Here is a 25,977-nt window from a genome sequence, read left to right as displayed (position 1 = left end):
TGTATACTAATTTAGTTTTCATCTCGCTTATGATGCCCCTTTTGATGATGGTAGCCCACAATGAGCCAAATCATAAAAAGAACGAACGCAACCGTCATAACACCATCTACAATCTCTTTCATATTAACCCTTTGCTATAATTTTCCTATGACTTACAAAACGCATATAGCTTTTGCCGAATCTATAGCTTTGCCACCTGCGCTTTTATTGTATGCTCATGATCTCATCACTTATATTGATCTACAAAATTTTGTCATGGCCGTCGCTTTAGCGGCACTTTTGCCCGATCTAGATCACATGAATTCCTATATTTCTAAAAAAATTCCTCTGTTTTCATTCATTGTGACACTTTTTGCAAAACATAGGGGATTTACCCACTCCATGAGAGGAGTTTTCGCCGTTTATTTTGGAATGACAACTGCAATTGCAACGCATATCATACCTCTTCCTATTGCCATAGGCATCATGACAGGGTATCCTTTACATATTTTGGGAGATGCCATGACCATACGGGGCATCAGCAATTTTTGTTGTGGCAAAAAACTCGTAATTTTCCCAAAGACTCTTCGTTTTCCTACAGGATCTTTCAAAGAGCAGCTCTATTTTCTTCTTTTTTCTGGACTTATAGGTTTAGAAATATGGTTTATTAGGCCATCGCTTCTGTAAAGGTTTTAAAATTTTGCCTTATCCCTTCATACACAATGACACCAACACTGACAGCCAGATTCAGACTTCGCCCCTCTTTTGTCATGGGGATAGTCACTGCATGTTCCCAATGTTTTTCCATAAGTTCCATCGGTAATCCCTTCGTTTCACTGCCAAAAAAAAGAAAATCTCCCGGTTGGTATTGGACTTGGAAATAGGGCTTACTGCTTTTTGTAGTTGCAAAAAAGGCTCTTGAAAGATTACAATTATGCAATAACTCATCAAGAGAATCCCACACCTTCAGATCAAGCTTCTCCCAGTAATCAAGTCCGGCCCTTTTTACTGCCTTTTGGCTAATATCAAACCCTAAAGGCTTGACAAGATGCAGCGTCGAGCCGGTATTGACGCACAATCTCCCGATATTGCCAGTATTTGGCGGGATCTGCGGATGAACTAACACAATATTGAACATTAAAAAATAACCGTTTTATTGGCATAAACAAAGATTCTATCTTCCACAGCCAACTTCAATGCCCTTGCCAAAACAATCTTTTCGATATCACGACCAGCTTTTCGCATCTCCTGCCAACTAAAGGTGTGATCCACTGGCAAAACATCTTGAGCGATAATCGGTCCTTCATCCAAATTGTCATTGACAAAATGAGCAGTTGCCCCAATAATCTTCACCCCCCTGTCATAGGCTTGTTTGTATGGATTGGCTCCGATAAATGCGGGAAGAAAAGAGTGATGAATGTTGATGATTCTGTTCTCGTATTTTTTGACAAAATCTGGCGTCAATATTCGCATATATTTGGCCAAGACGATATAGTCGATCTGTTCGAACATCTCTAAAAGAGACAAAATTTTCTCTTCATGTTCACTTCGTGAAAGATCTCCATGTGGGACATGAAAGTAATCAATACCAAACTTTTCCACGAGTGGACGCAAAAGATCGTAATTGCTGATGACGGCTATGATATCGATAGGAAGCTCTCCATCGAAGTGTCGGATCAAAATGTCCCCCAAGACATGGCTCTCTTTCGTTGCCATCAAAACCACTTTCTTTTTTCTCGGCGTGATCACTTTTATGTTTGCATCTTTTGGTAAAGCTTCTAGCAAAAGCTGTAACAACTCTTCTCTTTCGATATGGCCTTTTACAACGCTTCTCATAAAAAATTTATTGTTTTCGACATCCACAAATTCATCGTTTTTTTCGATATTAAGGTTATTGTCAAAAAAGATTTTTGAAATATGAAACACTAGTCCCTTCTGGTCTTTACAGTCGATGAGTACCCGATATGTTTTCATTTGGCAAACCTTTGTCTGATTATTTGCAACGTTCGTTTCCGAAGTTCCTGGCCCAATGCAGGCCCATCGAATCCTTCTTGCATCAACTCTTTCGCATGCACCGGTTGAAACTTTTCTTCCCAAACACCGAAGTTTTTTGCCCGTATTGTAACATCTTGTTTGTAGTTTCCAAGCCAGTTTTTGATGGGATAATTTGTAGCTAGTCCTACAACGAATCGGTCGCTACGATATCTCGGAATGGCTTTTTGTTTTTTAAAGGCTTTAAAATACTCTTTTGGCGTTTGTAAAATCTCTAAAAAAAAAGTAGCTTTTTTGTGTAGCTTCATAGCCAATATATATAAAAATTCGAACTTGTACAGATGCTTTTGAAAACTTGCTCTATTTCTCATCAATTCTAGGGCTATTTCAAAAAATTTCATTCTAGAAATGTGTACATTAAATAGTTTTCGATCAATATGCAAAGTAATCAATGCATAGAGTCCAAAATGTAAAAAGTGGGCTTGAAACATCTTCTCAAATTCCCAAAATATGCGTTCATGACTCAAATCGTCCAAAGCGATACCTTGCATCACTTTGCAGCTTCTTTTTTCAATCCTATATCCAAATCGTGCACTAAACTGCATTGCCCGAAGCACCCGCAAACTATCCTCTTTGAATTTCTCCGCATCGATAATAGAGATACGCTTATGCTTAATATCTTCCACTCCTCCCCAAAAATCGAGTAGTTCTCCAGTGAAGATATTGAGCATCAGCGCATTCATCTTAAAATCTCTTCGAATACTGGCACTCTTTTCATCTTTTGCCAAATCCACAACGAATGCTTTGTGGCCTCTCCCAACTTTTGACTCAATTCGAGGCAAAGATATATCGATATGCTCTTTGTATTTATAGACAAAAAAGCTTTTTCCAACCCCTTTTGCACCAAGCTGTAGCATCAATGCATCAAACTCTTTTGGCTTGATACCATACACCTCGATATCAAGATCGACGATAGCAATGGGTTGCTTTTCTAAAACAATTCGAATCAAATCTCGAACAGCGCCCCCGACCATATAAACGCGATCTGATTTATCAAGGAAGAACTTTTTTAAGATGTCGAGTTCTTTTTGTAGATGTTTTGGAAGAAGTTCAATGAGTTCGGGGTATCGACCCCGATGTTCAAAATTCACTTGCATATTGAGCGATGAGTGAACCCATTTCGCTAGTCGTTATCACCTCTTTTGCATCAAATGAGGCAATATCTTTCGTTCTATACCCCTCTTTCAATACTTTTTTTATGGCATTTTCTATGCGATCGGCAGCATCTGTTTCCCCAAACTGATAGCGTAACATCATCGCTGCACTGGCAATCGTAGCAATCGGATTTGCAATCCCTTGCCCTGCTATATCCGGTGCGCTTCCGTGAATCGGCTCATAGAGTCCATACTGTTCGCCAATGCTCGCGCTTGGAAGTAAACCAATGGAACCGCTAAGCATACTCGCTTCATCACTCAAAATATCGCCAAAAATATTCCCTGTTAAAATCACATCGAACTGTTTTGGATCTCGTACAAGTTGCATTGCAGCATTATCCACATACATATGTTCTACAACAACATCCGGATACTCTTTTGCAACCTCATTGACCGTCTCTCTCCAAAGCTGACTCACTTCCAGCACATTGGCTTTGTCAACCGAGGTTACTTTTTTCCTTCTTTTCAGTGCGATTTCAAAAGCTTTCTTGGCTATTCTTTTCACCTCTGCCTTTGTATAGACCATTGTGTTGTATGCCCTATCTTCTTCAAGGGCTCTTGGTTGACCAAAATAGATCCCACCAATCAGCTCCCGAACCACCATAAGATCAGTCCCCTGGATCACTTCGGGTTTTAATGTAGATGCGTTTACCAATTCATCATACACAGTTACCGGGCGAAGATTTGCAAATACTTCCAATGCTTTTCGAAGCTTCAACAGACCGGTTTCTGGACGCTTTTCCCGTGGCAGTTCATCCCATTTTGGTCCGCCTATCGCACCAAAAAGTACGGCATCGCACTCTTTTGCTATTTCAATAGTTTCTTGCGGGATCGGATCTCCAACTACATCGATCGCAGCTCCTCCAAGGAGAGCCTCTTTGTACGTAATCTCAAACCCCTCCTTGACACTGACCGCATCTAAGACTTTGACCGCTTCATCGATGATTTCAGGACCAATTCCATCCCCTTTGATAAGGGCTACTTTATATTTTTTCATTTTTGTTCCTCCAAAATCTGTGCCTTGGCATAGTTCATCAATCCACCACAAGCCAAAAGCTCTTGCATAAATGGAGGAATCGGTGCAATTTATATTCAATGTGTTTATTGAGATCTTTCACCACACCCTTTTCCATATCGATTGAGATGAGATCTCCTTCATTGATCTTATCCGTCTCACTTAGCTCAAATATCGGCAACCCCATATTAAATGCGTTGCGATAGAAAATGCGTGCAAAACTTTTTGCAACAACCGCCGCGACACCTGCAGCTTTAAGGGCTATAGGAGCGTGTTCTCGACTACTTCCGCATCCGAAATTCTCGCCTGCGACAATAATATCACCCGGTTGTAGTTTTTTTACAAAATCCGGATCCGCATCCTCCATCACATGTTTTGCCAGCTCATGAGGATCCGATGTATTTAGGTAGCGTGCTGCAATTATAAGGTCAGTATCAATATTGTCTCCAAATTTCCAGACCTTTCCAGTAATCATATTCATCAAAGCTCCTCAATAAATTTTTGCTGATTTTATCAAAAATGGTCATAAAAGACAAAAACTGTAGCAATTTTTCATACATCCTGCATAAGTTCATTCAGATCTGGCACTCTCCAAAGAGGAGAGAGGAGTGCAAATCAGATACACATTTCCAGGGCTCAAAGGGTATAAAAGATTAAAGCAAATCTATTACAATAGCCTCATGATAAGTGAAGAGGCAAAAAGAAGAAAAAAGATACTGGAGTTTTGGCAAAAATATGGATTGGAAGCTACAATAGAGGCTTTTGGAGTAAGCAGAAGAACGCTTTATCGCTGGAAAAAGAGTTTCAATGATGCAAATGGAGATATCAAAGCCTTAAACCCAAAATCACGTAAACCAAAAAAAGTAAGAGAGTCAAAAGTACCACTAGAAGTTATAAAAGAGATAAAACGATTAAGAGAAAAATATCCCAACATCGGTAAAGCAAAACTCTACCATCTACTGAAACCCTTTTGTGAAGCAAAAGGAGTGAAAACTCCTTCAGAATCAACAATAGGAAGAATTATCGCAAAAGCACCAGATACAATGAGACTCGTTCCCTATCGCATCGATACAAAAGGAAAAGTTCAACCAAAAAAGAGAGTTCAAAAAAGTCGCAAACCCAAAAACCTTAAAACTAAACCATTTGAACTCTGGGCAGTAGATACCATCCAAATAGTCTCAAACGGTATAAAACGATATATCCTTACCATGATAGACCCACTCACACGTATTGCATTCGCAGTGGCAATTCCATCCAAAAGAGCAAAACATACTGCATACGCCTTGGAAGCTCTCATCGATGGAATAACATCTATCAAACATAAACGTAAACTCGCAATTCTTTCTGATAATGGCAGTGAGTTCAAAAAAGAGTTTGACGCTCTGCTTGAACAAAAAGGTCTCACACATTATTGGACATATCCTAAAAGTCCTAAAATGAATGCACACAATGAGAGATTTAACAGAACCATCCAAGAACAGTTTATTCAATACTATGAAGATGTACTCTTTACAGACTTACAAGAATTCAATAAAAAATTAGCAAAATGGCTTATCGATTACAATACCAAAATACCACACCATTCACTTAATCTCAAATCTCCGGTACAATTCCTCCCTGAAAATCATTATGAGTGCCATATGTATTGGACTTATACAATAACTTGACAATTATTAAGTAGCATATTATAATTTCGCCTGAATATTGGGGTGTCGCCAAGCGGTAAGGCAGCGGGTTTTGGTCCCGCCATTCGGGGGTTCGAATCCTCCCACCCCAGCCACTTCTGACGCGGAGTAGAGCAGTCTGGTAGCTCGTCGGGCTCATAACCCGAAGGTCGCAGGTTCAAATCCTGCCTCCGCAACCAATTTCTTCGATCCTATCATCTCCCATGAAGGACTTGACAAATCGCAACTTTATGATATAATCGGCGCAAACTCATTACATCACACCTCCCAAAACTTCAATCAAGGAGCTGCACTGAATGGCTGCAAAAGATTTGACCAAAAAACTTGAAGAGTTTTTCAAAGAGCATGAAAAAGGGTATGTCACTTACGAACAACTTGTCGATTTTTTCGATCGACAGCCTACGCTTGCCCAAGCCAAAAAAATCCTGGTACTACAAAAAAAATATAAAGTAGACATCATCACAAGTGGTGAAGCCGCAAAAAGACTCAATATAGAAGAAAAAGAGAAAAAAGAGGAAGAACGTAAGAAACTCTCTGAAGAGGAGCTAGCCGAGGAGTTTGATCTTACAAAAGACAAAGAGCTTTTGGAATGGAGCAGAAGCGACAGTCCCGTTCGAATGTACCTAAGAGAGATGGGGCAGATCCCTCTTTTGACAAAAGAGGAAGAGATTGAACTTTCCAAAAAGATCGAGCTTGGAGAAAATATCATTCTCGATGCGATCTGCTCTGTCCCCTATTTGATAGATTTCATTCTTGATTACAAAGAACCTCTTATCAATAGAGAAAGAAGAGTAAAAGAGCTTTTCAAAAGTTTCGAGGATGAAGAAGAAGTAGAAGAGGATGAACATCTCGATAAAGAAGCGAAAAAGAAAGCAAAATACTCCAAACGCGAAAAGAAAATAATCGAACTGTTCAAAGCTTTGGAAAAAGCGAAAAAAGAGTGGCTCAAAGCAAGAGACAAAGAGCTTCCAGAAGATGCTACACCTGAGCAGAAATTTCATCACGAGCTTGTAGTGGCTTTCAAGAAAAAGCAGATGAAAGAGAGACTCCTTGAACTTGGTCCTACAAGTAAACTGATCAACGAGTTGGTCAAATCGATGGAGACTGCTCTCAAAAGCGACGAAGGCTTTGAAAAAGAGCTCAAAAAATTGGAATATAAACTTCCTCTATTCAATGAACAGCTTCGAGAGAACCATAGAAAGCTCCTGAGTGAAATCACACATCTTTCCAAAGAGGAGATCGCCGCACGCGTTCCAGAAGCGACAATGGTCAGTACCTATATGGATATCAAAAAACTTTTTCAGGCTAAAGAGGCGAGCAAAAAGGGATTCAACCTTGATCCAGAACAGCTTGCAGAGATTTTGGAACAGATCAAACGGGGTAAAAAAATCAGTGAAGAGGCCAAAACTCGAATGGCCAAAAGCAACCTCAGACTTGTTGTCTCTATCGCCAAACGATACACCAATAGAGGTTTGCCATTTTTGGACCTTATCCAAGAGGGTAATATCGGGCTTATGAAGGCTGTAGACAAATTTGAGTATAAAAAGGGGTATAAATTTTCCACATACGCTACCTGGTGGATCAGACAGGCTATCAGTCGGGCCATAGCGGATCAGGCACGAACGATTCGTATACCTATTCATATGATTGAAACAATCAACAGAATCAACAAAATCGTTCGAAAGCACCTCCAAGAAACAGGCAAAGAGCCCGATGTAGAAACAATTGCCGAAGAAGTCGGTATGCCAGTTGAAAAAGTTAAAAATGTCATCAAAATAACGAAAGAACCTGTTAGCTTAGAAGCTCCTATCGGGAATGAGGAAGATGGCAAATTTGGCGACTTTATCGAAGACAAAAATGCGCCGAATCCTTTGGAAGTTATCATGAAAGAGGATATGAAAAGTAAAATCGAAGAGATTTTAGAAAACCTCAATGAACGTGAGAAAGCAGTAGTACGTATGCGATTTGGACTCATGCCAGATGAGAGTGACCGAACACTCGAAGAGATAGGAAAAGAGCTCAATGTCACAAGAGAACGTGTACGTCAGATCGAAAGCAGCGCTATCAAAAAACTCAAACACCCGAAAGTCGGAAGAAAAATCAAAAACTACATCGAAGAGTAACCTACCGGCTCTTTGCCGGTACTAAAGCCATAATCAAAGCGCTTACAGGAACCACTCCAAGCCCCATTAAAAAACTCCATGCATCGAACATCGAATGCTTAATCAGCACTAAAATCGCTATTACCATAAAAAGATATCCAAAAAGTCTATAGGGAGAAAAAAAGCCGTTTGCCGTTTTCAAAAAATTCGTAAGCCCTTTTTTTGCTCCTTTTATCTTGGCTTTTTCCTCTTCAAACAAAGCTTTGGCATCCTGGATGGATTCTTGCTCTTCATCGTACAAATCAAACCTATCTTCAATATCATCGATAATATCTTTCGTAACCGTACCGACTCTTTTTTCAATCATCTTTTTATACCCATAAAAGGATCCGAGCACTACAAGTAAAGATGAAATAAAAGCAAGCTGAGAATTGAGTAAAAAGTATCGGTTACCGATAAAAAAGGATGCTATGATCACTGTAAGATCAACGATAAATGCGATACGAAAAAACTGTTTCACTCTTCAAACTCTTTAAGATCCTCATCGTCGGTCTTGTCGTAATAGTTTTTGTATCGTGGGTCCTTGGCAAGTTCATCCAGCTCTCTTTTCTGCTTTTGGTAGGCTTTATAGATATTTAAAATTGCAGCAGCCACGCCCCAAAAGACTCCCAGCCAAAAAAGCCAGGTATAACCAAACGTCTTTTTGAGCCAGTACCCTATTGCGACACCTATCAAAATAGCAACGACTACGGACACTCCCAACGAGAGGGCTTCAGCGCCCTCTATGATTTTTCTATATTTTGGTTGTTTCATACGATCTTTTTAAGTCCTTCTTCAATCTTTTCGAGTGTTTCATCGATCAGTTTTTCATCCAGTGGCGTACAGATGAATCCAGCTTCAAACTGACTGCATGCAAAGTAGATACCCCGTTTGATCATCTCTTGATGAAATTTGGCAAAAAATTCAAGATCACTTTGCTTTGCATCATCAAAATTCTTCACTGGTTTTTCGTTGAAGAAAAACCCAAACATACTGCCTCGCACATCCACTTGCAAAGGTACTCCGAAGCTATCAGCTATTTTTTTAAATCCACCGACAAGCCCTTTTGCCCTTGCCTCAAGTACTTCATAGATGGATGGATCATTTTTCAGTCTTCGTATAACACTAAGTCCAGCTACCATGGCCACAGGATTGCCACTTAAAGTTCCCGCTTGGTACACTGGACCCTCAGGACTTAAGTGCGCCATGATTTCGGCACGTGCCCCAAAGGCACCAACTGGCATCCCTCCGCCTATTACTTTACCAAAGGTCACCATGTCTGGAACGACAGAAGTGAATCCTTGTGCACCTTTGAGACTTGCACGAAACCCACTCATCACTTCATCGAATATCAAAAGAGCGCCATGTTCGTCACACAGTTTTCTCAGATCTTGTAAAAACTCCTCTTCAGCAGGTACCAATCCCATATTTCCTGCAATCGGTTCGATAATCACACATGCTATATTGTCACTCGCTTGAAAGCATCTCTTTACACTTTCAATGTCATTGTACCTAGCAAGAAGCGTATGCTTCGTAAAATCTGCAGGTACCCCTGGACTGCTGGGATTGCCAAAAGTGGCTGCACCGCTACCGGCACTTACCAAAAGTGAATCACTATGACCATGGTAACACCCTTCAAATTTGACGATATCGTCTCTTCCGGTATATCCTCTGGCCAGTCTGATGGCACTCATGACCGCTTCGGTACCACTGCTGACAAATCGTATTTTGTCGATATTGTCGAAAAGTTCTACGATCTCCCTTGCCAGTTCTGTTTCCAGGAGTGTGGGAGTACCGAAACTGAGCCCTTTTTGTGCCTGTTCACAAACCGCTTCAAGAGTCTCCTTGTCCGCATGACCAAAAATGAGGGGTCCCCAGCTTTGGACATAGTCAATGTACCTATTGCCATCAATATCGTATAAAAAAGCGCCCTCGCCTCTATCGATAAAAGGAGGAACACCACCTACACTTTTAAATGCTCTAACCGGGGAATCGACACCTCCTGGGATGTAACGAAGGGCCTCTTTATATGCAGCTTCACTTTTTGATAACATCGTTATCCTTTTTTTGATACGATTTTACACTAAAGTTTATAAAATAAAGAAAAAAGCAAATGAATAGAGTTCTGTTATCCTTTTTTATCACGCTTTTACTTTATATAGCACTCTTTCTTATTTTCCAAATCGACTTGCGTCCCAAACTGCATACACTTCCTAAAAAAGTGAGTCGGTTCAATATTTCCGATATTCGTTTTATCCGACCAAAAAAAATGCCCCCAAAAGTGCAATCTAAAAATTTCAAAAAACCTCCACTTCACCCCAAGAAAAAAGAACCAAAAATCGAAAAACTGCAAGAAAAACTCAAAAAACTCAATACATCTAAAAACGTTCCTATCAAAAAGAAAAAAAAGATAGAAAAAGTTGTAAAACGTAAAATCATAAAAAAAAGAACAAACCTTGTAAAAAGGAACATACCCAAAAAAGTACACCACACCCTTGTGTCGAAAAAAGAAACAAAAGAGACCAACCAATCCAAAGTCCCCTCTTTGATGCAGCTTTTTGCCAAAAAAAGTCAGCCAAAACCGAAACTATCCAACCTTCCACCCCAGATCAAAAAACTGTACAAAAACGACTTTTCCACTTTTACCAAAAACCAAAAAAAATTCATCAAAGATAATCTCAGTAAAATCGGCATGATTACGCAAAAGTATCTCTACTTACGCGGATATCCTTATATCGCTGTCAAAACAAGACAGGAGGGGGTCAATTTGGTTGAATTTTATCTTCATCCCAATGGAGACATTACCGGATTGAAAATCCTCTCTTCCAGCGGATATGAGGTTTTAGATAAAAATACACTGGAAACGATAAAAACGGCGTATAAAGACTACCCCCTTCCTAAAGAGACAACACTCATTCGAATATATGTCCGATACTCCATTATTTATTAATATATTCAGTCGTATATATTTTTTATTTTTTAATAAGCTACATAAATATATAATTCGAAATCGATAAATTTTACTTATTTTAAGCCGTTTTTCTCTCACTATAATAAGAATTTGAAATAGTAAAACCTTCGTGGAGCATATATATGTTTAGTTTCGATACACTTTCCATTCTTTTTCTACTTTTTCTTTTTTTAGGAATAGTTCCAAATATTTTCTACTCTTTTGGATATCTTAGCCACATTGAACAAAAAAGACACTACCTCTTGCACTATTTCGCATTCATACTCTCCATGGTGGGTGTCGTTATCGCCAATACCCCTTTGCTTTTTCTCTTTTTTTGGGAAATAATGAGTCTTACAAGCTGGCAACTTATCTTAACAGATGCAAAAGATGAAAAAACAACAACTGCAGCAAGATTTTACTTTTTTATGACACATTTTGGATTTGTTTTTATACTTCTATTCTTTCTCATTGTGAGTAACGGTGATGTTTCACTATCTTTTGATCAATTACAGCCTATAGCAAAACAGTTTGCTTACCCTACACTTCTGTTTTTCATGCTTATCTTTGGGTTTTTGAGTAAAGCTGGAGTTGTGCCCTTGCATGTATGGCTTCCCTATGCCCATCCTGCAGCCCCGAGTGCCGTGAGTGCGATGATGAGTGGCGTAATGCTCAAAATCGCTTTATACGGATTTTTACGCATGATACTGGAAATTCTCTATCCTTGGAGTTTGGAATGGGGAGTCACTATCCTAATATTAGGCGCCCTCTCTAGTGTAATTGGGGTACTCTACGCACTGGCTGAACACGATATAAAAGCGTTATTAGCCAATCACTCTATTGAAAACATAGGGATCATTCTCATCGGCATCGGTATGGGAATGATCTTCGATACGTTGCAATTAAAACTACTCTCAGCATTTGCTTTTATCGCAGCTATTTATCATATTTTCAATCACATGAGCTTTAAATCGCTTCTATTTATGTCGGCTGGATCCGTTTTGCATCAAACAGGTACGAAAAATATCGAAAAATATGGAGGCCTTATCAAAAAGATGCCCATTACAGCTTTTAGTTTTTTGCTTGCAGCCATATCTATCTCGGCTCTTCCCCCGACAAATGGATTTTTGAGTGAATGGATGATTTTTCAATCTCTTCTTGGTTCGAGTTCAATCCACGATATTTCGCTTAAAATTTCTATTCCTTTTGCCATTTTTGCTTTGGCCCTTACAGGTGGACTTGCCATAGCCTGCTTCGTCAAAGCTTTCGGTATCACCTTTTTGGGTCTTCATAGAAGCACAAATGCAAAACATGCCAAAGAAGTCAATACTCTTATGCGTTTGGGCATGATCCTTATGGGCCTCGTTACAATATCTTTAATGCTTTTCGCGCCTTTTTATATTCATCTTTTCAACGATGCCATCACTGCGTTTGGGTGGAGTAATGTAGCACAAAGAATAGTTCCCAATTTTTGGAACATACACTCCATTGCCGATAACGGAGGGGTCGTATCACCTCACATTTTACTTGTGGCACTTCTTCTCATAACAGTGCTATTCGTTATCGGTGTAAAAAAAGTTGGCATAAAAAAACGAATCTCTCATACCTGGTCATGCGGATACAATACCAATGCAAAAACCCAATATTCAGCTACGGGTTTTGCAGGTCCCATTCGCCGATTCTTTGCATGGCTCTACAAACCACAAGTCCATTTTCACAAAACAACCATCGCAGGCCACACTACGAAATTCACGACGGCACTCTATGATGTTCATATCAAACCGCTCTTTGAAACTACGCTTTATGACGGAACAAAAAAGGTGCTCAATATCATAAGCTACTACCTCTATCGATTGGCACATTTTGAACAGGTTCGTTATGGCGCCATCATATTCAACCTCGTGCTCTCTGTCCTTTTTGGATATCGAATAGTTGCCCATCAATTTAACTGGTCAACGTTTCTTGTAGAACTCTTCATTTTACTTGTCAGTATTAAAATTTTGGTTCTAGGAGACAAGCAGTGATCCAATATCTCATCTTTGTAGCAACACTCATCGTGACAGCCCCTCTGTTTTTAACTTTTATGAAAGCAGTAAAAATGTGGCTACTCTATAAAAAACCGGTATCCCTCTTGCAAGGCTATAAAGATTTTTCGAAACTTATAGCAAAAGAGGTGATTATTAGCAAAGAAGCAAGTTCCATAACATCTATTGCACCTTATATGGTATTAGCACCGCTCGTCCTTGTTCTTTTTTTTCTTCCTGTCCCTTCTTCAAACTCTTACTATGTTGGATTCGTAGACGCTTTTACTATCACCGGGCTCATAACCCTTTCCACTTTTTTTCTCATGCTTTTAGGTCTCGATAGTGCCAGCAGTTTCGGAGGTATTGGAAGTAGCAGGGAAGCGTTTATTTCCGCTTTGGTGGAACCAGCCATGGTACTCGTCATTTTCAGCCTATCGCTTATAGCAAAAGATCTGGGTGTGGCAAAAGCGGCCCTTAATCTCAACAATCACTTCCCCATCAAACATCTAGCGAGCTTTACCTTCGCAGCTATCGCATTTTTTATCCTGTTGTTGGCAGAAAATGGCCGCATTCCTGTGGACAACCCTGAAACCCATCTGGAACTGACCATGGTCCATGAAGCGATGATCCTGGATATTTCGGGATTCTATCTGGCACTCATCGAAAGTGCATCAAGTTTGAAGTTTATGATATTTGCAACACTATTTGTCAGTTTTTTTCTCCCTTTCGGTGCGAATCTGCCCTTTTTATTTGCACTGGGACTCTTTTTGATCAAAATCGCATTCGTGAGTGTTGCCGTTGCGTTCATTGAAGTCAATACTGCCAAACTAAGACTTTTTAAAGTACCAAATCTTTTAGGTATCGCCATTATTTTTGCATTTTTATCACTGATTAGTTATTACATTTTAGGAGCTTAGAATGGGCAATTTTTTCATAGGACTCTTTCTCTCGACACTCATCACCGCTATTTTGACCACGAGACTCTATAGACTTTTTGTATGGTATGCACTCAACTCTATTTTCTTAGGCGCTGCCGCTATCATTATAGGCTCAAACATTGCAGATACCGCTATGATTGTCTCTGGTTCGATAACTATTGCATTAAAAGGATTTTTCATCCCCTACATTTTGAAATATTTTTCCAAAAAATTTGATACCCAAAGGGACATCCAGCCATCCATCAAGATCCAATACTCCATTTTGCTCATTCCGGCTATACTGGTTTTTACTTTCTACCTTGTCGATCCCGTATTGCACTCATTCAACAAAAACTACATCTCTCTTTCCATTGCTTCACTCTTTTTGGCACTGTTATTGATGATAGAGCATAAAGCGATTTTCCCAAAAATAATCGGATTTTTAATCCTTGAAAATGCTCTTTTTCTTTTGGCCATGAGTGCAACACAGGGGATGCCTATGTTGATTGAACTTGGTATCTTTTTTGATCTTTTGATGGCTGTTGTCATTATCAACCTACTGCTTACCAAAGAGGTACGACATGTTTGAACTGCTATTTTTACCACCAGTACTGATGATACTTTTTAGTTTTTTCGATACGAAAAAAACGAAAAAAGTTCTTCCACTTGTCAGTGCATTGATCCTGATCCCTACATTCATACTGCTTTTTCAACCACAAACGTTCTATTGGAATGGACTCATCCATATTGATGCCCTTGCGAAATATATCTTGATTTTGAGCTCCATTGTGGGAATTGGTGTAACACTGGCACTTGAGAGTCTTCAAAAGCATGTGGCTATCGATGCTCAAGAGTATAAACGTTTCTATAGGTTTTTCGCCACTTTTTGGATCGGTGTAATCCTAAGTATTACTGCAAACAGCATGGGACTTTTTTGGGTGGGTTTGGAGCTTGCCACACTCAGTAGCGTCTATATGATTAAAACAAATCAGACACAATTTGCCTCGAAAGAGGCTTGGAACTACATGATCGTCGGTACGATCGCTATTTCACTGATCCTCTTTGGCATCATACTCATTTACGCAGCAGCCAAGCCTGTACTTGGCGAAGAGGCTATGCTTTTTACAAAATTACAAAGTGCTATACACACAATGAATGCACCGTACCTTTTTGAAATAGGCTTTGCTTTTATAGCAGTGGGGAGTTTTATTAAAATGGGCTTTTTCCCCATGAATCTTTGGCTTGCCAATATAGAACGGGCTTCACACTATCCTGTCGCAGCCCTTTTTAGCGGGATTTTGGAAAGTGCTATCATGACAGGTTTTTTCCGATTCAGTTTGCTGGCAAAATCTATCAATGAATCTCATCTAGTCGGTTTTACTTATTTTTATGCACTTTTGACGCTTTTCATCGTTGCTTTTTTGATTTATAGAGTCAAAGATTTTATGAGACTTTTTAGCCTCAGCGGGATTGAACATATGGTTTTGATTGCAATTTTTTGGGTAAGTGGCGGATATTTCGCGGCACTTCTTCATTTTGGTGCGCATGCTCTGTTGAAACCGGCACTTTTTATTTCCACCGGAGTTTTGGAAACACAAGGGAAATACCACATTGCGGGGGCACTAAAAGGATTTAAAGGAGTCAAGGGTAGAGTTTTTGCTCTTTTAGTGGCTCTTTTTATGTTGGCAATTATCGCCCTTCCCCCAAGTCCCCTATTTTTTAGCGAAATTTTTGGCTTTTCGGCAATGGTGGAAATGGCGAAAAAGAGCCACCATCTTCTGTTGATGTTTACAGCTATCACTTTCATGCTCTTTTTACTTGCAATCATATTTTATAAATTCATCGATATCTATCAACAGATGAAATATAACGGAAACGAAGAAGTGAAATCGGTCTATACATCGGATATATCGGCCCTATTTCTTTTTGCCATTGCCGTGGTGATTCTTTTAGCCAACTTCAAAGTTATACAAACTATATTGTAAAGGGATTGGATGCGTTTTATTGCTAGATTTGCCCAAGAACTTCAGGATCATTTCGAAATCATTGATGTTTTTGATTCAAAAATTGAAAAAACTCCTATCGACAAGGACAATCCTGAAATCGAAAGCATTGCTCAAGCCTATCCGGCCGCAGTTTGGTTCGAACGAAAGATGCATGATGATTTTGGTATTAAAATCCTTAACACCTTCGACAACAGGCCTCTCATTCATCATGAAAGATTTCCCAACATCCATCCTATGCGAAAAGAATTTACACACAAACATATCGACCCAGTTCCTTTCAAACCTTATCATTACGAAGTTATAGAAGGGGATGGCATCTTTCAAGTCGGCGTAGGTCCCATCCATGCCGGCATCATAGAACCTGGCCATTTTCATTTTTCCCAAGAGGGAGAATCGATACTCCATCTTGAAGTTCGCCATTTTTATAAATATCGCGGCATTGAAAAAATAGTGGAAAGAAAAGATCCTAAAGATGCATGGCATATCGTAGAGAGAATCAGTGGAAACGAAAGTATCGCTTATCAACTAGCCTATCTCGATCTTTTACGGCAAGCTTCCAAGCAAGGAGAAAATGAAAACATCCAAAAGTATGGATCGATTCTTTTAGAACTGGAACGAATCGCCCACCATTTGGTTGATCTCGGATTTATTCCAAACGATGCGGGCTTCGGTGCGGCTCTAGCCTACTCTTCAATGTTGGCTGAAGATACGAGAAGAGTGCTCAAAACTTTGACAAACCATCGATTCGGTTTTGGTGCCATTAGAGGAGTGGCAAGAAAATTTGATCAAAATGCTTTACACTCATTTTTGAACGATTTAGAAAAGAAAATGGACTTTTTTGAAAAATGGATTATCGAGATTCCATCTTTATGGGACAGACTCGATACCACTGGAAAACTCTCACAAAAAAAAGCTTTAAAATACTCTACCCTCGGCGTTGTGGCACGGGCAAGCGGCATCCATATAGATAGAAGAGAAGTCCCATTTTACAAAGAACACGGCTTTTCTATCCAAACTCAAGAAAGTGGTGATGTGGCGGCACGTTTTAAAGTGAGGTTACAGGAAGTGAAGAATAGTATACAAATCATACGAAACCTACTCGATTTTCAAGAGGATGAAGTTGTCTTGAATGCATTCGAAGATGGTGAATATTTTGCATTCACGGAAAGTTCACTGGGAGAAGTGATGCTCTATCTTAAAATCAAAGATCAAAAAATTGATCGGTTTTTCGCAAGGGATCCAAGTTTCATCAATTGGCAGGCACTCCACTTGATGATGCCAAAAAACATTATCGCCGATTTTCCACTTATCAACAAAAGTTGTGATTTAAGTTATGCAGGGAGCGATTTATGATAGATTTTTGGGTACAGCGTTTTCGAAAAGGGATACAGACACAAAACAGTTGGGCTGATGAAGAACTGGAAACAATAAAAAAATCACTCAAAAGTGAAATTGGCAAAAAATTCTCCGGCTCTCTTGCCATTCGCATGGTTGATAGCGGCAGCTGCAATGCATGCGAAGCAGAGTGCAATGCCCTGTCCAATCCCTATTATGATCTTGAACGTCTTGGTATCCGTTTTGTTGCGAGTCCGAGACATGCAGACATTTTGCTAGTAAGCGGGGTTGTAACCTTCAACATGTTGCCACATCTGCTCGATGCCTATGAACAGCTCCCCTCACCCAAATGGGTGATTACTCTTGGTGACTGCACACAGGGTACTCTTTTTAAAGATAGCTTCGCTATCAAAGGACCCGTCAAAGAACATCTGCCCGTTGCATATCATATTCCGGGGTGCCCTCCAACTCCAGATGAAATTGTGAGAGGATTCTTAGGTTTTTTGCGTTCGCTTTAAAAGATTCAAGGCATCTTTATAGATAGGCTCATCGATAAAACCGTACTTCTCATCACGAAAACCGGTTATACCCTGTTTTGCCATCTCTTCGAAACGCTTTTTGATATACCGGGCTCGCTCCACATCAAAAGAAGCGAAAATCCTATTCGCAATTTCCACCTGTTTTGGAGAGATACAGGCTTTCGCGTCAAATCCCATCGCCTTTTCATGTCTACACCATGCTTCAAACTCTTCTACGTTTTGATACTCTTGATAGACGAAACTCACTGGGACCACTTCTGCCATTTTTGATTCAAATAAAAATCTCGCAAGAATATAATCGATTGTCGGATTATTCAGTTTCAAAACACTTTGTTCGATGTTTAGATCTGCCAAAAGATCCAAAATTCCGAGATAGTAGGCTTGCACTCTCTCTTCCACACGTAACTGCGTCAACAGTGCAAATGCCTCTTTCGTTTCAATGGAAAGATGAATATCGATTGCATCGTCTGCCAGCCAAAGCGCATTTTTCACATCGCTCAATTGGCGTACTTTTGGAATCCGAAATGCATCAGGAAAAAAGGGATTGAGAAACTCGATCTCCTCTTCTCCCCCTTCTTGCAAAGGATTTGTTCGTACAACCAACAAAGGAACATTCTCGGGCACATGCTGCAAAAAATAGGCCAAGGCATACCGTGCCACTTCTTTATATTGTGGAGCCACACCATCTTCAAGGTTGAGTATAACGGTATCCGCTTTGATTTCGTCTAGTTTGTTGAGATGCTTTGCTCTATGAGCCGACACCATGAGTGCAGTGCGAATGGCCATTCTGCTTCTTTCTCTTTCTCTTGGGTGCAGTTTTTGTTCAAAAAAATCGATATCTTTTGCATCTATGGCTGCTTGAATTCTCTCAATCGTTTCTGCATCAAAAATCATTTTTTCTTCTTTTTGCTTTTTTGTAGGTAATAGTATAGAGTTTTAATCTCTTTATCTGTCAAAAAGTAGTGGGGCATCAAATGGTGTTTTTGTGTCGTAAGCGCTTTATGGAAACTGTGATAGTCTATATTGGTAATTTCAGGTCCTTTTATAACCTTCGTTACATTTCCATCTCTGTACTTTCCTATAACTCTTCCTTCACCCTTTTTTCCGTGACACTTGTCACAACCAATACCTCTTGGATTTTTATAAAGCATTTTGGCGTATTCATCTTTTGTGATAAAAGAGTCATCAAGCGCAAAAGTATAGATACTGAAAAGAAGAACAAAAAAGAGTCTCACCATTTTCCTTAAACCAACTTACAATATAGTTTTGATATCATATCAAAAATTTTTAAACCCATAAAAAGAGGCGTTTTATGCAGATTTTAGATGGAAAGAAGCTCTCCCAAAAGATCAAAGAATCGATCAAAAAAGAGGTTGAAGAGCTAAAAAAAGAGCAAGATATCATTCCGGGTCTCGCTGTGATACTTGTCGGGGACGATCCAGCCAGTCATACCTATGTCAAAATGAAAGCAAGGGCCTGCAAAGATGTAGGAATCTACTCCATCGTCCATGAGATGCCCGAATCCATCAGCCAAAAAGAGATCGAAGAGACAATCTCGATGATGAATAAAAATCCAAACATCGATGGCATATTGGTCCAATTACCGCTTCCAAAACATATCGATACAACCAAGATTTTGGAGCTCATCGATCCGGCAAAAGATGTGGATGGATTTCACCCGTACAATTTTGGCCGACTTATGCAGGGTCTCGATACATTCGCACCTTGTACGCCACTAGGTGTCATGGAGCTTTTGGATGAGTACGGTATCGATGTCAAGGGAATGAATGCATGTGTAGTAGGAGCGAGCAATATCGTGGGAAAACCGATGGCTGCGCTTCTTCTCAATCGTTTTGCCACAGTGGATATCTGTCATATATATACCAAAGATTTGGCCGAACACACGAAAAAGGCGGACATTATCGCAGTAGGTGTCGGAAAGCCCAATCTCATCACTGCTGATATGGTAAAAGAGAGAGCCATCGTCATCGATATTGGTATCAATAAAGTCGGTAATAAGATTGTCGGAGATGTGGATTTCGAAAATGTCAGCAAAAAAGCTTCCTACATCACTCCCGTTCCAGGTGGTGTCGGCCCCATGACTATCGCCATGCTTTTGAAAAATACCATAAAAGCCGCCAAACAAAGGAAACGCTCTTGAAAGAGAAACTTAAAAAGTTCTACCACTGGTCCAATACCTGGACCGGAACGATCGTTATCGTTCTTCTTGTCATTTTTTTTATAGCACAGGCATTTGTCATCCCGAGTGGAAGTATGAAAAACACGCTCCTCATCGGTGATCATCTTTTTGTCAAAAAATTTACCTATGGCATTCCAACACCCCACATTCCATGGCTCGAAATCCCGGTACTTCCTGATCTTGATGGTGATGGACATCTTATCGAAGGTCCAAAACCAAAACGAGGAGACATCGTCATTTTCCGCTACCCAGTCAATCCAAAAATCCACTACGTGAAGCGCTGCGTCGCCCTGGGAGGGGATGAAATTCTTTTTCAAAACGAACGCCTTTTAATCCATTTCCATGAAGGAGATGATTGGATACGAAAGCACTATCCAAAAAACAAAATTGTCACTATTTCCGGGAAGCTTTGGGTTGTCAATCCTTATATGGACGCGCACCCGGGCATCCACTATGATCCGCAAGTAGACACCTTTAGAAACATGCTTTTATACTATATGAACAAATCTTTGGCGATGGAGCCGGTAATCGTCGAAGGCTTGCCACCCTACGATCCACAAATTGACGTGAATGCCTTTTACTTTAAAGTACCAAAAGGTCAGTTTTTCATGATGGGAGACAATCGTGACCACTCCAATGATAGCCGATTTTGGGGACCGGTTCCTTATAAACTTATTGTAGGAAAACCTTGGTTCATCTACTGGAGCTGGGATGAGAATTATGTTCCAAGATGGGAAAGAGTAGGAAAAACAGTTTCACAGATTGAAGAAGCAATGAGGGAAATAGAGAGTGGAAACCATTAAAATCCTCAATATTGCCGCCATGATCTTGGCTTTGATGGTTTCTGTCATAGGGCATGAGATTATGCATGGACTTGTAGCATACAGATATGGAGACCCTACGGCAAAACTTGCCGGCAGGCTGAGCATCAATCCTATTGTCCATATCGATCCTGTAGGAACAATAATAGTTCCTGCACTTTTATACATTGCAAATGCTGGATTTATTTTTGGATGGGCAAAACCGGTGCCGGTGAACATGCAGATTGTCTTAAGAAACGGAAAAGAGTTTGGTGCCATTGCAGTGAGCCTGGCCGGAGTGACATACAACTTCATCCTCGCTATCATCAGTGCCATACTCCTTGCTTGGCTTGGAAAACCGGATGGTTTATTTGAGACGTTTCTGTTTCTATTTTTGGCTCAAAGCGTTTTGATCAATATCGTTCTAGGTGTCTTCAATCTTTGGCCTATTCCACCACTGGATGGAGCGAATGCAGTGATGTATCTGGCACGATGGCTTAGATTAGATGCAGTCGTCAAATTCTATCAATATCTTTTCCCTTACGGGATGATTCTTTTGATTGTCATTTTGGCAACGCCCTTAAGCCAATTTTTCTTTTTACCTGTGTACTATCTTTTAGTTTTGTTTAGCCAATTAACAGGAATCGATTTTATCCATCTACTCAGTTTACTTGAAAGGATTTAAAATGAAAAAAGTATATATCGGATGTGACCATGCAGGGTTCGCTATCAAAGGTTTGGTGATCAAGCTTTTGCAAAAAAGAGGATACGAAGTGGAAGACCTTGGAACCTATAGCAGTGAACGAGTCGATTATCCAGACTATGCCGAAAAAGTAGCAAGAGCAGTGGCTGCCGACAAAGAGAGCTTTGGCGTACTCATTTGCGGTACTGGGATCGGTATGAGTATTGCAGCAAACAAAATAAAAGGGATACGAGCAGCCGAAGTGCACGACTACTACACAGCACAAATGGCACGAGCACACAATGATGCAAATATCGTATGCTTTGGAGAGCGAGTCGTTGGACCGGGCGTTGTGGAATCTATTATTGATGCATGGTGCAATACAGAGTTTGAAGGTGGACGACACGAAAACAGAGTCAAAAAAATCATGGCTTTGGAAGAATAATGAGCATAGAGATCGCGGGATACTTCTTTTTTGCACTGTTAATGGTGATTCTAATCGGGATCAAAGTGATACTCTTTGGAGGAAAAAATGAAAAATCTGACAAATGAACAAAAAGAGTTTCTACTCTCAACCATCCGAGATGTCCCAGATTTCCCAAAACCTGGTATCGTTTTTAAAGATATAACTACGCTACTTAACAACGCATCAGCATTTACGATGCTCATGGAACATTTGGAAGAGAGATATAAAGAAAAAAATATCGACTTTGTCGCTGGAATTGAAAGTCGAGGATTTATTTTTGGTGCAGCCCTCGCCACAAGGCTAGGCATTGGATTTGTCCCTGTTCGTAAGAAAGGAAAGCTCCCCTATACGACGATAAGCGAAAAGTATGCCCTTGAATATGGCGTAGATGAGATCGAGATCCATATTGACGCTTTTCGTGGTGAAGGCAAAAGAGTACTGCTCATCGATGATTTGATAGCTACTGGCGGCACGGCTCAAGCCGCTGCGAAACTCATTCAAAAAACGGGACAAGAACTTGTTGAGGCCTGTTTCATCATCAATTTGAAATTTCTCAATGGTGAAGAGAAACTGAAAAAACTGACAAATATCTATAGTGTATTGGAGATCGCATAATGTACATTCCAAAACCAAGCAAATTTGACCCGGACGAATTTGGACATTTTGGTATTCATGGAGGGCGTTATGTCCCGGAAACCTTGATGCCTATTCTTTTGGAACTGGAAGAAGAGTATAAGAAACTACGCTTTGACGAAGAGTTTTGGAAAGAAGCGAGATACTATCTTGAAAACTATGTGGGACGCCCCAGTCCACTCTACTATGCACAAAATATCTCAAAAGAGCTTGGAGCCACTGTCTATCTCAAGAGAGAGGACCTCAACCATACGGGTGCCCATAAGATCAACAACACAATATTGCAAGGGCTTGTCGCCAAAAAACTTGGCAAGAAAAAGGTGATTGCAGAAACAGGTGCAGGACAGCATGGTGTGGCTACTGCTACAATGGCGGCCCTTTTTGGACTCGAATGTGAAATCTTTATGGGCGAAAAAGATGTAAAGAGACAAGAACTCAACGTTTTTCGGATGAAACTGCTTGGTGCGAAGGTACACTCAGTCAAGAACGGCTCTCGAACATTGAAAGACGCAATGAATGAAGCGATTCGTCACTGGGTCAGCAATGCCAGAGACACCTTCTACGTCATCGGTACAGTCGCTGGACCTCATCCGTATCCTATGATTGTTCGAGATTTCCAAGGAATCATCGGTTACGAAGCAAAAGCACAAATATTAACGGCTGAAAAAAGGCTTCCAGATTACGTAATCGCTTGTATAGGAGGTGGAAGCAACGCAATGGGCATATTCAACGCCTTTTTGGATGAAGAAGAAACCCAGTGCATCGGTATCGAAGCTGGAGGTCTTGGACTTGACACCGACAAACATGGAGCAAGCCTTGCCAAAGGGAGTCCTGGAGTGCTCCATGGCCAGATGAGCTATGTGCTCCAAGATGAAGAGGGTCAGATTTTAGAGGCGCACTCCATAAGTGCGGGTCTTGATTATCCAGGGATTGGGCCTGAACACTCCTTTTTGAAAGATGAAGGGGTTGTGCAGTATGATGCCATAACCGATCAAGAGGCTTTGGATGCTTTTGTGTGGCTCAGCCAGAAAGAGGGAATCATTCCGGCTTTTGAAAGTTCCCATGCGGTAGCCTATCTTAAAAAAATGAACGATATCCAAAATAGCCTCGTTATCGTCAACCTCTCTGGTCGAGGGGATAAAGATATGATTCAGGCAAAATCTCTACTCCATTTCGATTAGGAAACAGATGAAAAAGTTTTTTGAAAAAAATAAAGATTGGCTGATACAAGCCTTTTTGGGCTTTGTCTTTTTGTTCATAGCCTATCTTGGATATCAGCTCTATCTTGCTCCGGGAAACAATCTTGAAGAGAAATTTGTCTATCTACTAAAAACGTATGGGTATGTCATTTTATTTGTATGGTCCATTATGGAAGGGGAAACCGGCCTAGTTATGGCCGGAGTTCTCAGCCATACAGGCGATATGAATCTTTGGCTTTCCATAATTGTAGCGGGTCTTGGTGGATTCGTAGGAGATCAGATCTATTTTTACATTGGTCGTTTCAATAAACATTACATACACAATCTCATGCACAAACAGCGACGCAAATTTGCTCTTGCACACCTGCTTTTGAAAAAATATGGCTGGCCAGTCATTTTTATTCAGCGCTATCTTTATGGCATGAGGACAATTATTCCTATGGCTATTGGACTGACGCGTTACAGTGCAAAAAAGTTTGCCCTCATCAATTTCATCAGTGCTCAAATTTGGGCTGCCATGACTATCATTCCGGCCTATATTTTTGGTGAAGAGATTTTACAGATTGTCAAGTGGGCAAAAGAGCACTGGTACTATGCATTGCCGCTGGCACTGATTATTGGAGGCAGTATCTATTACTATTTCCATAGAGTAACGGAAAAAAACTGAAGGAGAAGAAAGCATGAAATGCGAAATTGTTGATAAAAAACTGTCTCAAATAGATGCTGATATCGAGATCATACTTGTAATAGACAAGAACCTTGATCATAAATGGGTCAAAGACAAAAGTGAACTTGAACTTTTGGGTTTCAAAGGAGGAAGCGAAGAGGTAGCTTTTTTACCGGAAAAAAGAAGAATCTATGTAGGAAGCAAACTCGATCACGATGAGATACGCATTGCTGCTGCCAAAGCGGTCAAAGCCCTTAAAGGCAAAGGATTTAAAACGGCAAAAGCCGGCGTCTATATCCAAAACTGCCCTATTACGAACATCAAAGCTTTTGTAGAAGGCGCCATTTTAGGCGATTATGAATTCAAAAAGTACAAAAGCAAAAAAGATTCCAAAGGTTTGGAAAAAATCATCTTTGCGAACGAAGAGTACAGTGACAAGAACTTTACACTCGAAAAGGCTCAAGAGAGCATTCATGAGGCAAAAATCGTGGCAAAAGCGACCAATCTGGTTCGCGATATCGTCAATACGCCACCGAATGAGATCTATCCAGAAACCTTTGCCGAACTTGCAAAAGAGATTGCCCACAGTAATGACCTCGAAATCAAGATTTTGGATGAAAAAGATTTGAAAAAAGAGGGAATGAACGCCTTTTTGGCTGTGGCAAAAGCGAGTGCCAATCCTCCAAGACTTGTGCATCTCACCTACAAACCTGACAATGCAAAAGCAAAAGTAGCCATCGTTGGGAAAGGTCTCACATACGACAGCGGCGGTTTGAGCTTGAAGCCAAGTGATTACATGGTAACGATGAAAGCAGATAAAAGTGGAGCGAGCGCTGCTCTTGGAATCATCAAAGCGGCCAAAAAATTAGGACTTCCTGTAGAAGTGCATGCCATTTTGGGACTTGCAGAAAATATGGTTGGAGGAAACGCCTATAAACCGGATGATGTGCTTGTTGCCAAAAACGGGAAAACGATTGAAGTAAGAAACACTGATGCCGAAGGACGTCTCGTTTTGGCAGATTGCCTATGCTATGCCCAAGAAAAGATTGAACCGGACTACATCATCGATATGGCTACGCTCACGGGAGCATGTGTTGTAGCTCTTGGCGAATATACCACAGGTGTCATGGGACACAATGAGGAGTTGAAGGAGGCGATGGTCGGTGCTGCAAAAAGTAGCGGTGAACTCGCTGGTATCTTACCATTCAATCGATACTTGCCAAAACTCCTTGAATCCAAGATTGCCGATATTTGCAATATCAGCTCTTCCCGATATGGTGGTGCCATTACAGCAGCACTCTTTTTAAGTGAATTTATCGAAGAGAAAAACAAAGACAAATGGCTTCATCTCGATATAGCTGGTCCAGCCTATGTAGAAAAAGAGTGGGGGTACAACCCTTACGGCGCAAGCGGTGCAGGCGTTCGAATGGTCGTAAAATGGCTGCAAAAAGAGTTTGTATACAAATATGTAAAAAATCACCCTTCAAAATGATCTCATGGGCCTTTGGCCCAATTGTGCTATAATTCCACAAA

At 40.4% G+C, this 25,977-nt stretch carries 27 protein-coding genes, 2 tRNA genes and 1 pseudogene; 20 read left to right on the top strand and 10 right to left on the bottom strand.

Annotated elements, in window-relative coordinates:
• Positions 1-147: 147 nt before the first annotated feature.
• Positions 148-666, top strand: coding sequence for a metal-dependent hydrolase (locus NIS_RS04005; RefSeq protein ID WP_012082108.1), 519 nt, complete (start codon positions 148-150; stop codon positions 664-666).
• On the opposite strand, the gene NIS_RS04000 is transcribed toward NIS_RS04005, so the two are convergent.
• The 5 genes and pseudogenes from NIS_RS04000 to NIS_RS03980 all read right to left on the bottom strand — a co-directional run bounded on the left by NIS_RS04000 (position 647) and on the right by NIS_RS03980 (position 4,681).
• Complete coding sequence (locus NIS_RS04000; protein ID WP_012082107.1) at positions 647-1,117, bottom strand: tRNA (cytidine(34)-2'-O)-methyltransferase; 471 nt, start codon at positions 1,115-1,117, stop codon at positions 647-649. The genes NIS_RS04005 and NIS_RS04000 overlap by 20 nt on opposite strands.
• Positions 1,117-1,953, bottom strand: coding sequence for a formyltetrahydrofolate deformylase (purU, locus tag NIS_RS03995; RefSeq protein ID WP_012082106.1), 837 nt, complete (start codon positions 1,951-1,953; stop codon positions 1,117-1,119). The genes NIS_RS04000 and purU overlap by 1 nt, the downstream gene beginning before the upstream one ends.
• On the bottom strand, positions 1,950-3,128 hold the full coding sequence (locus tag NIS_RS03990; protein WP_012082105.1) for a CCA tRNA nucleotidyltransferase: 1,179 nt from the start codon (positions 3,126-3,128) through the stop codon (positions 1,950-1,952). The genes purU and NIS_RS03990 overlap by 4 nt, the downstream gene beginning before the upstream one ends.
• On the bottom strand, positions 3,112-4,182 hold the full coding sequence (gene leuB / locus NIS_RS03985) for a 3-isopropylmalate dehydrogenase (RefSeq protein ID WP_012082104.1): 1,071 nt from the start codon (positions 4,180-4,182) through the stop codon (positions 3,112-3,114). The genes NIS_RS03990 and leuB overlap by 17 nt, the downstream gene beginning before the upstream one ends.
• Positions 4,179-4,681, bottom strand: a pseudogene (locus NIS_RS03980) (3-isopropylmalate dehydratase small subunit). The gene leuB and the pseudogene NIS_RS03980 overlap by 4 nt, the downstream one beginning before the upstream one ends.
• A gap of 127 nt (positions 4,682-4,808) precedes the next feature.
• On the opposite strand from NIS_RS03980, the gene NIS_RS03975 reads away from it, so the two are divergent.
• The 4 genes from NIS_RS03975 (at position 4,809) to rpoD (ending at position 8,008) form a co-directional block, all read left to right on the top strand.
• Complete coding sequence (locus tag NIS_RS03975) at positions 4,809-5,867, top strand: integrase core domain-containing protein (RefSeq protein ID WP_012082102.1); 1,059 nt, start codon at positions 4,809-4,811, stop codon at positions 5,865-5,867.
• A gap of 38 nt (positions 5,868-5,905) precedes the next feature.
• Positions 5,906-5,980 (top strand) — tRNA-Gln (locus tag NIS_RS03970).
• A gap of 7 nt (positions 5,981-5,987) precedes the next feature.
• A tRNA-Met gene (locus NIS_RS03965) sits at positions 5,988-6,064 on the top strand.
• Between the two features lie 117 nt (positions 6,065-6,181).
• Positions 6,182-8,008 (top strand): RNA polymerase sigma factor RpoD, encoded by a 1,827-nt coding sequence (rpoD, locus tag NIS_RS03960; protein ID WP_012082101.1) that lies wholly within the window; start codon positions 6,182-6,184, stop codon positions 8,006-8,008.
• Position 8,009: 1 nt separating this feature from the next.
• Here rpoD and NIS_RS03955 read toward each other — a convergent pair whose 3' ends face one another.
• From NIS_RS03955 to hemL, 3 genes are read right to left on the bottom strand one after another with little or no spacing between them, the layout of a single operon-like run.
• Positions 8,010-8,507: a hypothetical protein gene (locus NIS_RS03955; protein ID WP_012082100.1), complete on the bottom strand. Its 498-nt coding sequence runs from the start codon at positions 8,505-8,507 to the stop codon at positions 8,010-8,012.
• Positions 8,504-8,800 (bottom strand): AtpZ/AtpI family protein, encoded by a 297-nt coding sequence (locus NIS_RS03950; RefSeq protein ID WP_012082099.1) that lies wholly within the window; start codon positions 8,798-8,800, stop codon positions 8,504-8,506. Before NIS_RS03950 ends, NIS_RS03955 begins: the two co-directional genes overlap by 4 nt.
• Entirely contained in the window at positions 8,797-10,080 is a 1,284-nt protein-coding gene (gene hemL, locus NIS_RS03945; RefSeq protein WP_012082098.1) for a glutamate-1-semialdehyde 2,1-aminomutase, read from the bottom strand. Before hemL ends, NIS_RS03950 begins: the two co-directional genes overlap by 4 nt.
• 59 nt (positions 10,081-10,139) lie before the next feature.
• On the opposite strand from hemL, the gene NIS_RS03940 reads away from it, so the two are divergent.
• The 7 genes from NIS_RS03940 to NIS_RS03910 all read left to right on the top strand — a co-directional run bounded on the left by NIS_RS03940 (position 10,140) and on the right by NIS_RS03910 (position 17,776).
• Positions 10,140-10,976, top strand: coding sequence for an energy transducer TonB (locus tag NIS_RS03940; protein ID WP_012082097.1), 837 nt, complete (start codon positions 10,140-10,142; stop codon positions 10,974-10,976).
• 143 nt (positions 10,977-11,119) lie between these two features.
• Positions 11,120-13,000, top strand: coding sequence for a proton-conducting transporter membrane subunit (locus NIS_RS03935; protein ID WP_012082096.1), 1,881 nt, complete (start codon positions 11,120-11,122; stop codon positions 12,998-13,000).
• Positions 12,997-13,917, top strand: a complete 921-nt coding sequence (locus NIS_RS03930; RefSeq protein ID WP_012082095.1) for a respiratory chain complex I subunit 1 family protein — start codon at positions 12,997-12,999, stop codon at positions 13,915-13,917. Before NIS_RS03935 ends, NIS_RS03930 begins: the two co-directional genes overlap by 4 nt.
• A gap of 1 nt (position 13,918) precedes the next feature.
• On the top strand, positions 13,919-14,506 hold the full coding sequence (locus NIS_RS03925) for a hydrogenase (RefSeq protein WP_012082094.1): 588 nt from the start codon (positions 13,919-13,921) through the stop codon (positions 14,504-14,506).
• Positions 14,499-15,902, top strand: a complete 1,404-nt coding sequence (locus NIS_RS03920) for a proton-conducting transporter membrane subunit (protein ID WP_012082093.1) — start codon at positions 14,499-14,501, stop codon at positions 15,900-15,902. The genes NIS_RS03925 and NIS_RS03920 overlap by 8 nt, the downstream gene beginning before the upstream one ends.
• Positions 15,903-15,911: 9 nt before the next feature.
• Entirely contained in the window at positions 15,912-17,276 is a 1,365-nt protein-coding gene (locus NIS_RS03915; protein ID WP_012082092.1) for an NADH-quinone oxidoreductase subunit C, read from the top strand.
• Positions 17,273-17,776: an NADH-quinone oxidoreductase subunit B family protein gene (locus NIS_RS03910; protein WP_012082091.1), complete on the top strand. Its 504-nt coding sequence runs from the start codon at positions 17,273-17,275 to the stop codon at positions 17,774-17,776. Before NIS_RS03915 ends, NIS_RS03910 begins: the two co-directional genes overlap by 4 nt.
• Here the strand turns inward: NIS_RS03910 and NIS_RS03905 are convergent.
• A complete protein-coding gene (locus NIS_RS03905) occupies positions 17,753-18,691 on the bottom strand; it encodes an HpcH/HpaI aldolase/citrate lyase family protein (protein WP_012082090.1) in 939 nt (312 codons plus the stop codon). The genes NIS_RS03910 and NIS_RS03905 overlap by 24 nt on opposite strands.
• Positions 18,688-19,032 carry a c-type cytochrome gene (locus NIS_RS03900; protein ID WP_012082089.1) on the bottom strand — a complete coding sequence of 115 codons (345 nt, stop codon included), beginning with the start codon at positions 19,030-19,032 and terminating at the stop codon, positions 18,688-18,690. Before NIS_RS03900 ends, NIS_RS03905 begins: the two co-directional genes overlap by 4 nt.
• Positions 19,033-19,109: 77 nt before the next feature.
• Here NIS_RS03900 and folD point away from each other — a divergent pair, with 77 nt between their 5' ends.
• The 8 genes from folD to NIS_RS03860 all read left to right on the top strand — a co-directional run bounded on the left by folD (position 19,110) and on the right by NIS_RS03860 (position 25,936).
• Complete coding sequence (gene folD, locus NIS_RS03895; RefSeq protein WP_012082088.1) at positions 19,110-19,958, top strand: bifunctional methylenetetrahydrofolate dehydrogenase/methenyltetrahydrofolate cyclohydrolase FolD; 849 nt, start codon at positions 19,110-19,112, stop codon at positions 19,956-19,958.
• Complete coding sequence (gene lepB / locus NIS_RS03890) at positions 19,955-20,800, top strand: signal peptidase I (protein WP_012082087.1); 846 nt, start codon at positions 19,955-19,957, stop codon at positions 20,798-20,800. Before folD ends, lepB begins: the two co-directional genes overlap by 4 nt.
• Positions 20,787-21,482, top strand: coding sequence for a site-2 protease family protein (locus NIS_RS03885; RefSeq protein ID WP_012082086.1), 696 nt, complete (start codon positions 20,787-20,789; stop codon positions 21,480-21,482). Before lepB ends, NIS_RS03885 begins: the two co-directional genes overlap by 14 nt.
• Before the next feature lies 1 nt (position 21,483).
• The gene (gene rpiB / locus NIS_RS03880) at positions 21,484-21,924 is read left to right on the top strand and encodes a ribose 5-phosphate isomerase B (RefSeq protein WP_012082085.1); all 441 of its coding nucleotides are present in this window, start codon (positions 21,484-21,486) and stop codon (positions 21,922-21,924) included.
• A gap of 87 nt (positions 21,925-22,011) precedes the next feature.
• A complete protein-coding gene (locus NIS_RS03875) occupies positions 22,012-22,560 on the top strand; it encodes an adenine phosphoribosyltransferase (RefSeq protein WP_012082084.1) in 549 nt (182 codons plus the stop codon).
• Entirely contained in the window at positions 22,560-23,759 is a 1,200-nt protein-coding gene (gene trpB, locus NIS_RS03870) for a tryptophan synthase subunit beta (protein ID WP_012082083.1), read from the top strand. The genes NIS_RS03875 and trpB overlap by 1 nt, the downstream gene beginning before the upstream one ends.
• A 7-nt stretch (positions 23,760-23,766) precedes the next feature.
• Entirely contained in the window at positions 23,767-24,444 is a 678-nt protein-coding gene (locus NIS_RS03865) for a DedA family protein (protein WP_012082082.1), read from the top strand.
• A 13-nt stretch (positions 24,445-24,457) separates the two neighbouring features.
• Positions 24,458-25,936, top strand: a complete 1,479-nt coding sequence (locus NIS_RS03860) for a leucyl aminopeptidase (protein WP_012082081.1) — start codon at positions 24,458-24,460, stop codon at positions 25,934-25,936.
• The last annotated feature ends 41 nt before the right edge of the window (positions 25,937-25,977 follow it).

Origin of the sequence: Nitratiruptor sp. SB155-2, assembly GCF_000010325.1 — a bacterium.
In the GTDB taxonomy this organism is placed as follows: Bacteria; Campylobacterota; Campylobacteria; order Campylobacterales; family Nitratiruptoraceae; genus Nitratiruptor.
Note: the sequence above shows the minus strand (reverse complement) of the source record. Positions and strands in the feature narration are given on the sequence as shown.

Bases quoted from the DNA above. Each gene is read 5' to 3' on its own strand.
- NIS_RS04005 (WP_012082108.1), top strand. From the start codon at position 148: ATGACTTACAAAACGCATATAGCTTTTGCCGAATCTATAGCTTTGCCA.
- NIS_RS04000 (WP_012082107.1), bottom strand. From the start codon at position 1,117: ATGTTCAATATTGTGTTAGTTCATCCGCAGATCCCGCCAAATACTGGC.
- purU (WP_012082106.1), bottom strand. From the start codon at position 1,953: ATGAAAACATATCGGGTACTCATCGACTGTAAAGACCAGAAGGGACTA.
- NIS_RS03990 (WP_012082105.1), bottom strand. From the start codon at position 3,128: ATGCAAGTGAATTTTGAACATCGGGGTCGATACCCCGAACTCATTGAA.
- leuB (WP_012082104.1), bottom strand. From the start codon at position 4,182: ATGAAAAAATATAAAGTAGCCCTTATCAAAGGGGATGGAATTGGTCCT.
- rpoD (WP_012082101.1), top strand. From the start codon at position 6,182: ATGGCTGCAAAAGATTTGACCAAAAAACTTGAAGAGTTTTTCAAAGAG.
- NIS_RS03950 (WP_012082099.1), bottom strand. From the start codon at position 8,800: ATGAAACAACCAAAATATAGAAAAATCATAGAGGGCGCTGAAGCCCTC.
- hemL (WP_012082098.1), bottom strand. From the start codon at position 10,080: ATGTTATCAAAAAGTGAAGCTGCATATAAAGAGGCCCTTCGTTACATC.
- NIS_RS03940 (WP_012082097.1), top strand. From the start codon at position 10,140: ATGAATAGAGTTCTGTTATCCTTTTTTATCACGCTTTTACTTTATATA.
- NIS_RS03935 (WP_012082096.1), top strand. From the start codon at position 11,120: ATGTTTAGTTTCGATACACTTTCCATTCTTTTTCTACTTTTTCTTTTT.
- NIS_RS03925 (WP_012082094.1), top strand. From the start codon at position 13,919: ATGGGCAATTTTTTCATAGGACTCTTTCTCTCGACACTCATCACCGCT.
- NIS_RS03920 (WP_012082093.1), top strand. From the start codon at position 14,499: ATGTTTGAACTGCTATTTTTACCACCAGTACTGATGATACTTTTTAGT.
- NIS_RS03915 (WP_012082092.1), top strand. From the start codon at position 15,912: ATGCGTTTTATTGCTAGATTTGCCCAAGAACTTCAGGATCATTTCGAA.
- NIS_RS03910 (WP_012082091.1), top strand. From the start codon at position 17,273: ATGATAGATTTTTGGGTACAGCGTTTTCGAAAAGGGATACAGACACAA.
- NIS_RS03905 (WP_012082090.1), bottom strand. From the start codon at position 18,691: ATGATTTTTGATGCAGAAACGATTGAGAGAATTCAAGCAGCCATAGAT.
- folD (WP_012082088.1), top strand. From the start codon at position 19,110: ATGCAGATTTTAGATGGAAAGAAGCTCTCCCAAAAGATCAAAGAATCG.
- rpiB (WP_012082085.1), top strand. From the start codon at position 21,484: ATGAAAAAAGTATATATCGGATGTGACCATGCAGGGTTCGCTATCAAA.
- NIS_RS03875 (WP_012082084.1), top strand. From the start codon at position 22,012: ATGAAAAATCTGACAAATGAACAAAAAGAGTTTCTACTCTCAACCATC.
- trpB (WP_012082083.1), top strand. From the start codon at position 22,560: ATGTACATTCCAAAACCAAGCAAATTTGACCCGGACGAATTTGGACAT.
- NIS_RS03865 (WP_012082082.1), top strand. From the start codon at position 23,767: ATGAAAAAGTTTTTTGAAAAAAATAAAGATTGGCTGATACAAGCCTTT.
- NIS_RS03860 (WP_012082081.1), top strand. From the start codon at position 24,458: ATGAAATGCGAAATTGTTGATAAAAAACTGTCTCAAATAGATGCTGAT.